Source organism: Dechloromonas hortensis (assembly GCF_009469765.1).
Classification (GTDB): Bacteria; Pseudomonadota; Gammaproteobacteria; order Burkholderiales; family Rhodocyclaceae; genus Azonexus; species Azonexus hortensis.
The window spans coordinates 86,606-100,124 of sequence record NZ_SSSQ01000015.1 but is presented as its reverse complement, the minus strand read 5'-3'; the positions used below and the strand labels follow the sequence as shown (position 1 = coordinate 100,124).

The 13,519-nt window shown below is 62.9% G+C and carries 9 protein-coding genes; 8 read left to right on the top strand and 1 reads right to left on the bottom strand.

The window, feature by feature from the left end; translation table 11 throughout:
• Positions 1 to 122 precede the first annotated feature (122 nt).
• From gpmI to GH663_RS18740, 6 genes are all read left to right on the top strand, one after another.
• Positions 123 to 1,763 carry a 2,3-bisphosphoglycerate-independent phosphoglycerate mutase gene (gpmI, locus tag GH663_RS18765; protein ID WP_153133133.1) on the top strand — a complete coding sequence of 547 codons (1,641 nt, stop codon included), beginning with the start codon at positions 123 to 125 and terminating at the stop codon, positions 1,761 to 1,763.
• A 194-nt stretch (positions 1,764 to 1,957) separates the two neighbouring features.
• The gene (locus GH663_RS18760; protein WP_153133132.1) at positions 1,958 to 2,758 is read left to right on the top strand and encodes an amino acid ABC transporter substrate-binding protein; all 801 of its coding nucleotides are present in this window, start codon (positions 1,958 to 1,960) and stop codon (positions 2,756 to 2,758) included.
• Between the two features lie 71 nt (positions 2,759 to 2,829).
• A complete protein-coding gene (locus GH663_RS18755) occupies positions 2,830 to 3,483 on the top strand; it encodes an amino acid ABC transporter permease (protein ID WP_066882939.1) in 654 nt (217 codons plus the stop codon).
• A 4-nt stretch (positions 3,484 to 3,487) separates the two neighbouring features.
• Positions 3,488 to 4,240, top strand: a complete 753-nt coding sequence (locus GH663_RS18750; protein WP_066883066.1) for an amino acid ABC transporter ATP-binding protein — start codon at positions 3,488 to 3,490, stop codon at positions 4,238 to 4,240.
• A 70-nt stretch (positions 4,241 to 4,310) separates the two neighbouring features.
• The gene (locus GH663_RS18745; RefSeq protein ID WP_439329196.1) at positions 4,311 to 5,120 is read left to right on the top strand and encodes a TerC family protein; all 810 of its coding nucleotides are present in this window, start codon (positions 4,311 to 4,313) and stop codon (positions 5,118 to 5,120) included.
• 95 nt (positions 5,121 to 5,215) lie between these two features.
• A complete protein-coding gene (locus GH663_RS18740) occupies positions 5,216 to 5,617 on the top strand; it encodes a hypothetical protein (protein ID WP_211371205.1) in 402 nt (133 codons plus the stop codon).
• Between the two features lie 16 nt (positions 5,618 to 5,633).
• On the opposite strand, the gene GH663_RS18735 is transcribed toward GH663_RS18740, so the two are convergent.
• Positions 5,634 to 6,701: an AraC family transcriptional regulator gene (locus tag GH663_RS18735; RefSeq protein WP_153133131.1), complete on the bottom strand. Its 1,068-nt coding sequence runs from the start codon at positions 6,699 to 6,701 to the stop codon at positions 5,634 to 5,636.
• Positions 6,702 to 6,842: 141 nt separating this feature from the next.
• Between GH663_RS18735 and icmF the strand changes: the two genes are divergently transcribed.
• Both icmF and GH663_RS18725 read left to right on the top strand, forming a co-directional pair.
• Entirely contained in the window at positions 6,843 to 10,106 is a 3,264-nt protein-coding gene (gene icmF / locus GH663_RS18730; RefSeq protein WP_066882936.1) for a fused isobutyryl-CoA mutase/GTPase IcmF, read from the top strand.
• A gap of 213 nt (positions 10,107 to 10,319) precedes the next feature.
• Complete coding sequence (locus GH663_RS18725; protein ID WP_170291457.1) at positions 10,320 to 13,493, top strand: cache domain-containing protein; 3,174 nt, start codon at positions 10,320 to 10,322, stop codon at positions 13,491 to 13,493.
• Positions 13,494 to 13,519 lie beyond the last annotated feature (26 nt).

Sequence of the window (13,519 nt, the reverse complement as noted above, 5' to 3'; positions counted from 1 at the left end):
CGATGCCTGCCGCGCGGCCGACGTTCAAAGGTAAAATGCTGGTTTGACTGAATTATCGCGACCGGGGTTATTCCCTTGTCGTGACAATTCCAACCCCTTTTTCCTTTGCCGGAATCCTCCTCATGCTACAGAAGCTTTCCTCTTTCGCCGGTGTCCAGGGCCCCGTTGTCGTCATCGTGATGGACGGCTACGGCCTGCCGAAATCCGATGCCGGCAGCGCCATCGCCGCCGCCCGCAAGCCGACCCTCGACCGTCTGTTCGCCAGCTATCCGAACATTCGCCTGCGTGCCCACGGCACGGCGGTCGGCATGCCGTCCGATGATGACATGGGGAATTCCGAAGTCGGCCACAACGCCATCGGCGCCGGCCAGGTGTACAGCCAGGGGGCGGCGCTGGTCGCCAACGCCATTGCTTCCGGCGCCATCTGGCAGGGCGCGGCCTGGCAGGAGATCGTCGCCGGCGCCAAGGCTGGGCGGGGCGTCGTCCATTTCATCGGCTTGTTCTCGGATGGCAATGTCCATAGCCACATCGACCACCTGAAGGCGATGGTCGTCCAGGCCAAGGCCGAGGGCGTCAAAACGGTCCGCATCCACGCCCTGCTCGACGGTCGCGACGTGCCGGAAACCAGTGCACTCGACTACGTCGTGCCCTTCGAGGCATTCCTCGGCGAAGTCAGCGATGCCGGCTTCGATGCCCGCATCGCTTCCGGTGGCGGTCGCCAGTACATCACGATGGACCGTTACGATGCCAACTGGGCAATGGTCGATAAAGGCTGGAAAGTCCATGTGCTGGGCGAAGGGCCGCAGTTCCCGAATGCGACTGCTGCGGTCAACGGCCTGCGCGAGCAAAATCCGGGCACCATCGACCAGGACCTGCCGGAATTCGTCATCGGCGAAAACGGCAAGGCAATCGGTACCATCGAGGATGGCGACTCGGTCGTCTTCTTCAATTTCCGCGGCGACCGCGCCATCGAAATCACCCGTGCCTTCGAAGAGGCTGCCTTCAATAAATTCGACCGTGTCCGCCAGCCGCGCGTCACCTACGCCGGCATGCTGCAGTACGACGGCGACCTCAAGTTGCCGGCCCGCTTCCTGGTCGCGCCGCCGGCCATCAAGGACACCACCGGCGAATGGTTTGCCAAGTCCGGCATCGCCCAGTTCGCCTGTTCGGAAACCCAGAAGTTCGGCCATGTCACCTACTTCTGGAACGGCAACCGTTCCGGCAAGTTCGATGGCGAAACCTGGCAGGAAATCCCGAGCGACGTCGTGCCTTTCGAACAGCGGCCGTGGATGAAGGCGGCCGAAATCGCCGACGCGATGATCGCCGCCCTCCAGTCCGGTCAGTACCGGACGCTGCGCTGCAATTTCGCCAACGGCGACATGGTCGGTCACACCGGCAACTTCTTCGCCGCGACGCTGGCCGTCGAAGCGGTCGACCTGTCGCTCGCCCGCGTCCTGCAGGCGGTCGATGCGGCCGGCGGCGTGGCGCTGATCACGGCCGACCACGGCAACGCCGACGAAATGTATGAACTGGACAAGAAGACCAAGCAGCCGGCCCAGAACAGCGACGGCTCGTTCAAGGCGAAGACCGCGCACACGCTGAACCCGGTGCCGCTGATCCTCTACGACAACGTCAGCGGCGGCAAGCTGGGCCTGAATCAGACTGCGACGGCTGGCCTTTCCAATATCGCGGCCACCGTTGCCAACCTGCTCGGCCTGGAGAAGCACGCCGCCTGGGATGAAAGCGTGCTCGACATCAAGTAAACGGTCTTTCGGGCAAAAGGCGCCTCCCGAGCGGGACGGCGCCTTTTTTTATGCTTGCCCGGTGGGCCGAGAGTCCGTTCGACGATTGAAAAGGGCTCTCAATAAGGTGACAATCCGCCCTTTCTTCGCCCCGCGGACACACAAAGTGACCTCTTGGCGCGGGCTGAATCACTGTTTTCCGGATTGAATCGAACATGAAAAAGCAGGTTTCCCTACTGGTCCTGGCATTGGCTGCCGGTCTCGCCCTGAGCGGCTGCGGCAAGAAGGAAGAAGCGGCGCCGGCCGCTGCGCCGGCGCCGGTGGCGGTCAGCAAGATCGTCGTCGGGCTCGATGACAATTTCCCGCCGATGGGCTTCCGCGACGAGAAGAACGCGCTGGTCGGCTTCGATATCGATCTCGCCCGCGAAGCGGCCAAGCGTCTGGGTGCCGAAGTCGAGTTCAAGCCGATCGACTGGAATGCCAAGGAAGCCGAACTCGGCGGCAAGCGCGTCGATGTGCTGTGGAACGGTCTTACTATCACCGACAAGCGCAAGGAACAGATCGCCTTCACCGCGCCCTATCTGGAAAACCGCCAGATCATCGTGGTCGCCGCCGGTTCGCCGATCAAGGGCAAGGCCGATCTGGCCGGCAAGGTGATCGGCGTCCAGGAAGGCAGCAGCGCGGTCGAGGCAATCGAGAAGGATGCCGCGACGCTGAAGGCGATCAAGGAACTGAAGAAATTCGGCGACAACGTGACCGCCCTGATGGACCTGAAAACCGGCCGCCTGGAAGCACTGGTCGTCGACGAAGTGGTCGGCCGCTACTACACGGCCAAGAAGCCGGGTGAATATGTCATTCTGGAAGACAATTTCGGCACCGAAGAGTACGGCGTCGGCGTGCGCAAGGACGACGGCGAACTGCTCGCCAGGCTGCAGAAGGCGATCGACGAGATGAAGAAGGACGGCGCGGCAGGCCGCATCTCCAGCCAGTGGTTCGGCAAGGACATCGTCAAGTAACACTTTTTACCCGCTGCATGCAGGGTTCCTTCGGGTCGGCCGTTTGTCCAGCCCGATGACAAGGCCGCTCAATGGACTACATCTTCGAAATCATCGGCCCCTTGCTGCAGGGGACTGCCGTCACGCTGCAGGTGTTTTTTGCGACGCTGGTGCTGGCCGTCCCGCTCGGACTGGGGCTGGCCCTGGTCCGCATTTCGCGTTTCACGGTGGCGAGCCGGCTGGTCAGCGGCTATATCTGGCTGATGCGCGGCACGCCGCTGATGCTGCAGATGCTCTTCATCTATTTCGCGCTGCCCTTCGTGCCCTACGTCGGCATCCGGTTGCCCGATTTTCCCGCCGCCATCGTCGCCTTCGTGCTGAACTACGCTGCCTATTTCGCCGAAATCTTCCGGGCCGGCATCCAGTCGGTCGGCCGCGGCCAATACGAGGCCGGGCAGGTGCTGGGCCTCTCCCATGCCCAGACCATGCGCCGCATCGTGCTGCCGCAGATGGTCAAGCGCATCCTGCCGCCGATGAGCAACGAAACCATCACGCTGATCAAGGACACCTCGCTGATCTACGTACTGGCCATGAACGACCTGCTGCGCGCCGCGCGCGGCATGGTGCAGCGCGATTTCACGACGATGCCCTTCGTCGTTGCCGCCGCCTTTTATCTGATCATGACCCTGGTCCTGACCTGGGGCTTCCTGCGCCTGGAAAAGAAATATGCCGTCTATGACGACTGAGCCGATGATCTCGGCCCGCAACATCCGCAAGCAATTCGGCGGGGTCGATGTGCTGCGCGGCGTTTCGCTCGAACTCGGCAAGGGCGAGGTGATCGCGGTGATCGGCCCGTCCGGCTCGGGCAAGAGCACTTTCCTGCGCTGTCTCAACCAGCTGGAAACGATCGATCGCGGCGATATCGAGATCGAAGGCGAGATTCTCGCCTCCACCGACAGCCACGGCATCTGCCGCTACGCGCCGGACAAGGAAGCGCGCCGCATCTGCCGCAAGATGGGCATGGTCTTCCAGCAATTCAACCTGTTTCCCCACCTGACCGTGCTGCAAAACATCATCGAGGCGCCGATCACCGTCAAGGGCATGAGCCGGGAGGCGGCGGTGCCGCTGGCGCAGGAACTGCTGCGCAAGGTCGGCCTGCTGGAAAAGTGCGACAGCCATCCCTCCCGCCTCTCCGGCGGCCAGAAGCAGCGGGTCGCCATTGCCCGCGCCCTGGCCATGGAGCCGGACATCATGCTGTTCGACGAGCCGACTTCGGCGCTCGACCCGGAGTTGACCGGCGAAGTGCTGCGCAGCATGCGGCAACTGGCCGACGAGCACATGACCATGCTCGTCGTTACCCATGAAATGGCCTTCGCCCGCGATGTTTCGAGCCGCGTCATCTTCATGGACGGCGGCGAGATCGTCGAAGAACAGCCGGCCGCCAGCTTCTTTGCCAACCCGCTGCAACCACGGACGCGGGCTTTCCTGAATCACCTCGGCTAATTCTGTTGCCAAGAGCAATGCTTCGAAATTTACGAAGTGTGGCTTTTGGTAATCAGGGTGTTTCGAAGGGTTGCAGAGTCGCTACAATCGCTTCCTCGAACTGCTCTCAGGTCTGACTCCCATGCTCGAACTGCTGCTCTCCCCCGAAATCTGGATCGCCTTTTTCACGCTGACCGCGCTGGAACTGGTGCTGGGCATCGACAACATCATCTTCATCTCGATCCTCGTCGACCGCCTGCCCAAGGCGCAACAGGAACTGGCGCGGCGGATCGGCCTGTTCCTCGCGATGTTCATGCGCATCGGCCTGTTGCTGTTGCTGTCGTGGATCGTCGGCCTGACCGAACCGGTGGTGACCCTGTTCAATTTCGGCATTTCCGGGCGCGACCTGATCCTGATCGCCGGCGGCCTGTTCCTGATCTGGAAGAGTACCGGCGAAGTACACCAGCTGCTCGAAGGCGAGGAGGGCGAAGCCTCGCGCAAGGTCGGGTCGAGCTTTGCCGGCGTCATCGCCCAGATCATCGTCATCGACCTGGTCTTCTCGCTCGATTCGATCATTACTGCGGTCGGCATGGTCAGCGAGGTCGGCGTGATGATCGCCGCGGTGGTCGCCTCGGTCGGCCTGATGATGCTGTTTGCCCGCTCGATCGGCGAGTTCGTCTCGAACCACCCGACGATCAAGATGCTGGCCCTGTCCTTCCTGGTTGTCGTCGGCGTCGTGCTGATCGCCGACGGCTTCGGCCACCATGTGCCGAAGGGCTACATCTACTTCGCGATGGCCTTCTCGGTCGGCGTCGAGATGCTCAACATCCGCATGCGCAAGAAGACCGTCAAGCCGGTCGATCTGCGCGAGCCTTACGTTCGCGAGCCGGAGAACGTCTGACCCGGTAGCCGGGTTGTAGTGGAAACGGGCACCACGCCGTCAGGCGGGTGCCCGTTTTTCATTTAGCCGCCAGACAAGCCGCCAAGGTGCGCGGCATGGTCGATTTTGCTGGCACTCTGAACAACGGCCACTTCGTGTTGTCTCTGCATCAATACTTCGGGAGTTTTCTGATGCGACGAGACAGCAAACCATCCCTCCTATACCGCTATTTTTTCTTTAGCTGGCTGTTTCGTAACGTCGACTGCGGCAGCTGGCTGGAGCGTTCTGCCGCCTGGCGCCACAACCAGTCACAGGCGCACTGGCTGCTGACCTACCTGAAGCGTTGGCTGGTTCTCGATTTGCTCGCGCTGTCGGTCGGTGCGCTGAGTTCGCAGCTTTTTCAGGGACACTGGATTTGCATCCCCTTCTTCGTTTTATTTTCGGTCGCCATCCCGATCAGCTCGGTCATCGTGGTCGCCTGGCTGGGTTTGCGGCTGCTGCCCGGCCCTGACCGCTAGCAGGCGGCTTCCCGGCTCAGGTTTTGCCGGCCCATTGCCGCCGGTAGTGGACCGGGGCCATGCCGGTCCACTCGACGAAGGCGCGGTAGAAGGCCGAGGTGTCGGCATAGCCGAGGTCGGCGGCGACTTCGGCGATCGAATCATTGGTTTTGGTCAGCCGGGCCAGCGCCATGTCGCGGCGTAGCGCGTCCTTGATGCCGCGAAAACTGGAGCCTTCCTCTTCCAGCCGGCGATGGATGGTGCGCGGCGACAGGTGCAGGCGGCCGGCAATGTCGTCGAGGCTGAGCGTCGCCGGCAGCGCGGCGCGCAGCAGGTCGCGGACGCGGATGACCATTTCGCGGTCGCGCCGGTAGAGGGTGGTGATCTTGCCCGGGGCGCCGTCGAGAAAGGCGGTCAGCGCCGCTTCGTCGCGGCGGATCGGCAGGTCGAGCAGGTTGGCGTTGAAGCTGGCGACCAGTGTGCCGGTGCCGCCCGGCACGGTCGGTGCGAAGCGCGAATCCTCGGTGAAAATCAGCGGGTAGTCGGTGGCATGGGCCGGCCGGCGGTAAGGGAAGATCACGCTGTCCAGACCGATGCCGCGCCCGGCCAGCCAGCAGGCCAGGCCGTGCAGCAGGCGGAGCAGCCATTCGAAGGCGAAGATGCGGCCGGGGTCGTCCGGGTTGTCCGACAGTTTGCGGGTTTCGCTGATGACCAGTTCGGCCCGGCCGTGGGCGCGGCGGACGCTGACTGCCAGATCGGGCAGCACGATGTGCAGGAAACGGCTGGCGCGGAGCAGGGCGTCGGCCAGCGTCGGTGCACTGAGGCAGCCGCGGCAGAGGAACTCGAAGCTGCCCGGGCGCATCGGCTGGGCGAACAGGCCGAAGCCTTCATCGTCCAGTTCGCGGTTCAGCCGGTTGTAGAGCGCGGCGTAGCGCTCGATCGGGATCCGGCTGGCGGTGTCTGCAAGATCAATGTCGGTGGCGGCTAGCAGCGGGGCTGGGTCGATCTGCCGGCGCTGCAGGCCGGCCAGCATGCCGGTAACAAAGCCCATCGCAACAGTGGCTTGCGTGCGTGTTTGAGTCTTCTTGATGGTGCGATGCAGCATTTTTGCCATTTTGAGGTGGTCGACCGCAGCACTCTATCACCTTGGCGGAATTTGCACGATTGTCGTCAATCGCCACAATGGCAATGCGGATAAAGGGGCATAACATGGGCGCCTTTCCACCTTTTCGTTGAGGCAGGCGTCATGACCGATCTTTCCGTTGCCAAGAAGCTTTCTCCGTACAAGCCGAAGAACAAGGTGCGTTTCGTCACCGCCGCCTCGCTGTTCGACGGTCACGACGCCTCGATCAACATCATGCGCCGCATCCTGCAGTCGACCGGTTCCGAGGTGATCCACCTCGGCCACAACCGCTCGGTGCAGGAAATCGTCAATGCCGCGCTGCAGGAAGACGTCCAGGGCATCTGCATCACCTCCTACCAGGGCGGCCACGTCGAGTTCTTCAAGTACATGATCGACCTGCTCAAGGCCAACGGCGGCGAGAACATCAAGGTCTTCGGCGGCGGCGGTGGCGTCATCGTGCCGTCCGAGATCAAGGAACTGCACCAGTACGGCGTGACCCGTATCTACGCCCCGGAAGACGGCGTCCATATGGGCCTGCAGGGCATGATCAACGAAGTGGTGCAGAACGCCGACTTCGACCTGGCCGCCGAGGGCGTGCCGAGCGCCGAGCAGGCGCTGGCCGGCTTGAAGGCCGGCGACAAGCGCTTGCTGGCCCGGCTGATCACGCTGCTCGAAAACGGCGAAGCGCCGGCCCTCAAGGAACCGCTGCTCAAGGCGGCGGCCGAACTGACCGTGCCGGTGCTCGGCATCACCGGTACCGGCGGCGCCGGCAAGTCCTCGCTGACCGACGAACTGGTCCGACGCTTCCGCCTCGATCAGGACGACAGCGTCAAGATCGGCCTGATCTCGATCGACCCGTCGCGCAAGCGGACCGGCGGCGCGCTGCTCGGCGACCGCATCCGGATGAACGCCATCGAACATCCGAACATCTTCATGCGTTCGCTGGCCACCCGCGATACCGGTTCGGAAATTTCCGTCGCGCTGCCCGAGGTGATCGCTGCCTGCAAGCTGGCCGGCTTCGACCTGGTCATCGTCGAAACTTCCGGCATCGGCCAGGGCAACGCCGCCATCGTGCCCTTCGTCGATATCTCGATGTACGTGATGACGCCCGAGTTTGGTGCCGCCTCGCAACTGGAGAAGATCGACATGCTCGACTTCGCCGATTTCGTCGCCATCAACAAGTTCGACCGCAAGGGCGCCGAGGATGCGCTGCGCGACGTGCGCAAGCAGTACCAGCGCAACCGCGAAGCCTTCACGACGCCGACCGACGACATGCCGGTGTTCGGCACGCAGGCCGCCCGCTTCAACGACGACGGCGTCACCGCGCTTTATCAGGCGCTGGTCCCGGCCCTCTCGGAAAAGGGGCTGCAGCTCGGCCCGGGCAAGCTGCCTCTGGTCACCGTCAAGCAGTCGTCCAGCCAGCGCGCCATCGTGCCGGCCCAGCGCGTCCGTTACCTGGCCGAAATCGCTGACAGCGTGCGCGGCTATCACGCCCATACCAGCGAGCAGGTCAAGATTGCCCGCGAACGCCAGGCACTGCGCATTTCGAAAGGCATTTTTGCCGGTTGCGAGCAGTCGACCGCCGGCTTTGACGAAATGCAGGCCTTGAAGGATGCCCAGCAGGATCCGAAGGCGAAGAAGCTGCTCGACATGTGGCCGGCCACCGTCGAAGCCTATGCCGGCGACGAATACGTCGTGAAGATCCGCGACAAGGAAATCCGCACCCAGCTGACCAGCCAGTCGCTGTCCGGCACCAAGATCCGCAAGGTGATTCTGCCCACCTATACCGATGACGGCGAGATCCTGCGCTTCCTGATGCGCGAGAATGTGCCCGGTTCCTTCCCCTACACCGCCGGCGTTTTCGCCTTCAAGCGCGAAGGTGAAGACCCTACCCGGATGTTCGCCGGCGAAGGCGACGCCTTCCGCACCAACCGCCGCTTCAAACGCGTTTCCGAAGGCATGCCGGCCCACCGCCTGTCGACGGCTTTCGACTCGGTGACGCTGTACGGCTGCGACCCGGACGAGCGCCCGGACATCTACGGCAAGATCGGCAATTCCGGCGTCTCGATTGCCACCCTCGACGACATGAAGGTGCTCTACGACGGTTTCGACCTGGTCTGTCCGACCACTTCGGTGTCGATGACCATCAACGGCCCGGCCCCGATCATCCTGGCCTGCTTCTTCAATACTGCGATCGACCAGCAGATGGCCAAGTTCGAAAAGGACAACGGCCGCCAGCCGACCGAGGACGAAGCCGAGAAGATCCGCGAATGGGTCCTGAAGTCGGTGCGCGGCACCGTGCAGGCCGATATCCTCAAGGAAGACCAGGGCCAGAATACCTGCATCTTCTCGACCGAATTCGCCTTGAAGATGATGGGCGACATCCAGGAATTCTTCGTCCATAACCAGGTGCAGAACTTCTACTCGGTGTCGATTTCCGGCTATCACATCGCCGAAGCCGGCGCCAACCCGATCAGCCAGCTCGCCTTCACGCTGTCCAACGGCTTCACCTACGTTGAAAGCTACCTGGCGCGCGGCATGCACATCGACGATTTCGCCCCGAATCTGTCCTTCTTCTTCTCCAACGGCATGGACCCGGAATACTCGGTGATCGGCCGCGTCGCCCGCCGCATCTGGGCGGTGGCGATGAAGAACAAGTACGGCGCCAACGAGCGCAGCCAGAAGCTGAAATACCACATCCAGACTTCCGGCCGCTCGCTGCACGCGCAAGAAATGGACTTCAACGACATCCGCACCACGCTGCAGGCGCTGATCGCCATCTACGACAACTGCAACTCGCTGCACACCAACGCCTACGATGAAGCGATCACGACGCCGACGGAAGAAAGCGTGCGTCGCGCCATGGCCATCCAGCTGATCATCAATCGCGAGTGGGGCGTCGCCAAGAACGAGAACCCGAACCAGGGCGCCTTCGTCATCGACGAGTTGACCGATCTGGTCGAGGAAGCCGTGTTGAAGGAATTCGAAGCCATCGCCTCGCGCGGCGGCGTGCTCGGCGCCATGGAAACCGGCTACCAGCGCGGCAAGATCCAGGAAGAGTCGATGTACTACGAGCACAAGAAGCACGACGGCTCCTACCCGATCATCGGCGTCAATACCTTCCTCAACCCGAAGGGCATGGCGCAGCAGGAAATCGAACTGGCCCGTTCGAGCGACGAAGAAAAGCAGTCGCAGATCAAGCGCCTGCGCGATTTCCAGGCGCGCAATGCGGACAAGGCGCCGGCCATGCTGGCCAAGCTGAAGCAGACGGTGATCGAGGACGGCAACGTCTTCGCCGTGCTGGTCGATGCAGTCAAGTACTGCTCGCTCGGCCAGATCAGCAGCGCCCTCTACGAAGTCGGCGGCCAGTACCGACGCAGCATGTAAGAGGTTCCTCAGCAGGGGAACAGCAACCCGACCCAACAGGGTGGAGGAGATAAAAACAACGGCGAGGCAAAGAACCTCGCCGTTTCCATTTTCCATTGTCGTATGACGTCGGTTTTCATTGTCCTGCCTCGCTTGGACGATGGCAGCACCAGGAAAGGAAGAGGGCTACAATGCGCCGATAAATTTGATGAATTTGGCAAAGGGGTGCAGGGGGTGAGGCTGACGGCTGACGAAAAAACGGTGCCGCGCATCCATCTGATTGGCACCTTGCTGACCGTGCTGGTCCTGACCCTGGCCCTCGGCGGCTTTTTCTCCTGGCAGAGCCTGAGCGAGCAGCGGGCCGCCTTCGGCCGCGTCGAGCAGGCCGCCACCCAGCAGTTGGAAGCCCGTCTGCAGGCCGAGATGGACGGGGCAACCGGTTTCATCGAATTCACCCGGTCGCGGACCGAGGATATCCTGCGCCGCAGCCTGACCGAGCAGGTCGATACCGCTTTCCAGATGGTCGAGGCGATCTACGCGCTGGAGGCCCGGCGCCGGCCACCGGCCGAGGTCAAGCGCCTGATCATCGAGGCGCTGCGCCCGGCCCGCATTTACGAGGGGCGTGGCTACTACTTCATCGACGACATGCAGGGCCAGTTCATCCTGCTGCCGACGGCGCCGCAGCTCGAAGGCAAGACCATCCTCGACAACCGGGACGACACCGGTCATTACATCATGCGCGGCCTGATCGAGGCCGCCCGCCAGCCGCGCGGCGAAGGTTTCTCGCGCTATCGCTGGTACCGGCCCGACGATGCCAGGCAGATGGCCGACAAGCTCGCCTATGTCCGGCATTTCGCTCCCTACGACTGGCTGATCGGCACCGGCGACTACACCTACAAGTGGGAGATGCTGCAGCAAAAGGAGGCGCTGGCCCGCCTGAGTTCCCTGCAATTTGGCCAGAGCGGCCGCTTTGGCGTGATCGACGGCAGCGGCCGCAACCTGCTGTCGCCGAGCGACAAGAAGCTGGATGGCATGCTGATCAGCGAGATGGCCGCAGCGGAAAGAGCCGCTCTCGAACAGCTGCATGCGGCGGGCAAGCAGGGCGGCGGCTTTGTCCGCTACCAATGGCTCAATCCGGCGACCGGCCAGCTGGCCAGTAAAACGGCGCTGGTCAATGTCGTCAAGCCGTGGAACTGGTTTGTCGTCGCCACTACTTTCGATGACGATTTCCAGAGCCTGCTCGGCGAGGAGCTGCGCAAGCAGGAGGCTGGCAACGCCCAGCGTCTGCTCAATCTGCTGATCGCCATCGTCGCCGCGCTGGGCCTCGGGCTGCTCAGTTCGCTGCTCTTCTCGCGCTGGTCGAAACGGCTGTTTGCCGCCTACCACCAGCAGCGGCTGGCCCAGGAGGCGGTGCTGCGGGTCCAGGCCGACGAACTGAAAGTGCTGTCGCGGGCGATCGAGCAGAGCCCGGCCTCGATCGTCATCACCGATACCAGCGGCTGCATCCGCTACGTCAATCCAAAATTCGAGCAGGTTACCGGCTATACCAGCCAGCAGGTGCTCGGCGAGAATCCGCGCATCCTCAGTTCGGGCGATAAATCACCGGCCGAATACCGGGATTTGTGGACGACGATCAAGTCCGGCCAGACCTGGAAGGGCGAGTTTCATAATCGGCGCCGGGACGGCTCGTTGTTCTGGGAGCGCGCTTCGATTTCGCCGATCATCGACGAACAAGGGCAGATTCTGCATTTCCTGGCCGTCAAGGAAGACATCAGCGATCGCAAGGAGATCGAAGAAGCCCTGCGGGTCAGCGAATACAAGATGGCGACTATCCTCGACAGCGTCGAGGCCTATATCTACATCAAGGGCACGGATTACTGCTACCAGTACGCCAACCGCCGGGTCTGCGAACTGTTCGGGCGGGAGATGGCGAGTATTGTCGGCCACGACGACGCCGAGTTCTTCGACGCGGCGACCTGCGCCAACCTGCGCCGCAACGACCGGCGAGTCATCGAACAGGGCGAGCGGGTGGCCGAGGAAGAGGTCAACCGGACGGTGGATGGCCGGATCACCAGCGCTTACCTGTCGATCAAGATTCCGCTGCGCGACAAGGAAGGCCAGATCTACGCGCTGTGCGGCATTTCGACCGATATCACGGTGCGCAAGCAGGCCGAGGCCGAACTGGAACACTATCGCCAGCATCTCGAAACCCTGGTCCAGTCGCGCACCGTCGAGCTGGCCCGGGCCAAGGACGCGGCCGAGGCGGCCAACCGGGCGAAGAGTTCCTTCTTGGCCAACATGAGCCATGAGATCCGGACGCCGATGAACGCCATCATGGGCCTGACCCACCTGCTGCAGAAGGATGTGCTCGACCTCAAGGCCCGCGAGCGCCTGGGCAAGATCAGCGAGTCGGCCAACCATCTGCTCAACGTCATCAACGACATTCTCGATCTCTCCAAGATCGAGGCCGGGCGACTGGCCCTGGAAATCCGCGAATTCTCGCCGGAGGCGGTGATCCGGCAGACGATCAGCATGCTCGACGAACGCGCCGCGGCACATGGCCTGTGCCTGACCAGCCAGCTGGCCAGCGATGTGCCGACCTTGCTGCGCGGCGATTCGGTGCGCATCGGCCAGGCCTTGCTCAACTTCGTCGGCAATGCCATCAAGTTTTCCGAGCAGGGTGAAATTGCCCTGCGGGTCAAGGTCGACCGCAGGGATGGCGATCAGGTGACGCTGCGCTTCGAGGTCCAGGATCAGGGCATCGGCATGGATGCCGGGCAGCAGGCCCGGCTGTTCCAGGCCTTTTCCCAGGCCGACGACTCGACGACCCGCAAATACGGCGGCACCGGCCTCGGCCTGGCGATCAACCGGCATCTGGCCCGGATGATGGGCGGCGATGTCGGGGTCGATAGCGTGCTAGGGGTCGGCAGCACCTTCTGGATGACGGTCTGCCTGGAAGCGGTAAGCCGCCCGCCGGAGGCGCTCGCCGTTGACCACACCGGCGATTTACTGGAGAGCCAGATCGCCCGCCTGTACGGCGGCCGCCGTGTGCTGCTGGTCGAGGACGAACCGATCAACCAGGAAGTGGCGGAGGAACTGCTCAGCCTGGCCGGGCTGGTCGTCGATGTCGCCGCCAACGGTGCCGAAGCCGTCGAGCGGGTGCGTCAGTGCGACTACGCTGTGGTCCTGATGGACATGCAGATGCCGGTCATGGGCGGCGTCGAGGCGACCCGGCTGATCCGCCAGATGCCCGGCAAGGCCAGCCTGCCGGTGCTGGCGATGACCGCCAACGCCTTCGACGAAGACCGTCAGGCCTGCCTCGATGCCGGCATGAACGAACATATCGGCAAGCCGGTCGATCCCGACCTGTTGTACGCCAGTTTGTTGCGCTGGCTGGCAGTCAGCTGATTTTTGCCGTTTTGCGGCCGTTGACC

Bases quoted from the DNA above. Each gene is read 5' to 3' on its own strand.
- GH663_RS18750 (WP_066883066.1), top strand. From the start codon at position 3,488: ATGATCTCGGCCCGCAACATCCGCAAGCAATTCGGCGGGGTCGATGTG.
- GH663_RS18755 (WP_066882939.1), top strand. From the start codon at position 2,830: ATGGACTACATCTTCGAAATCATCGGCCCCTTGCTGCAGGGGACTGCC.
- gpmI (WP_153133133.1), top strand. From the start codon at position 123: ATGCTACAGAAGCTTTCCTCTTTCGCCGGTGTCCAGGGCCCCGTTGTC.
- GH663_RS18760 (WP_153133132.1), top strand. From the start codon at position 1,958: ATGAAAAAGCAGGTTTCCCTACTGGTCCTGGCATTGGCTGCCGGTCTC.
- GH663_RS18740 (WP_211371205.1), top strand. From the start codon at position 5,216: ATGGTCGATTTTGCTGGCACTCTGAACAACGGCCACTTCGTGTTGTCT.
- icmF (WP_066882936.1), top strand. From the start codon at position 6,843: ATGACCGATCTTTCCGTTGCCAAGAAGCTTTCTCCGTACAAGCCGAAG.
- GH663_RS18735 (WP_153133131.1), bottom strand. From the start codon at position 6,701: ATGCTGCATCGCACCATCAAGAAGACTCAAACACGCACGCAAGCCACT.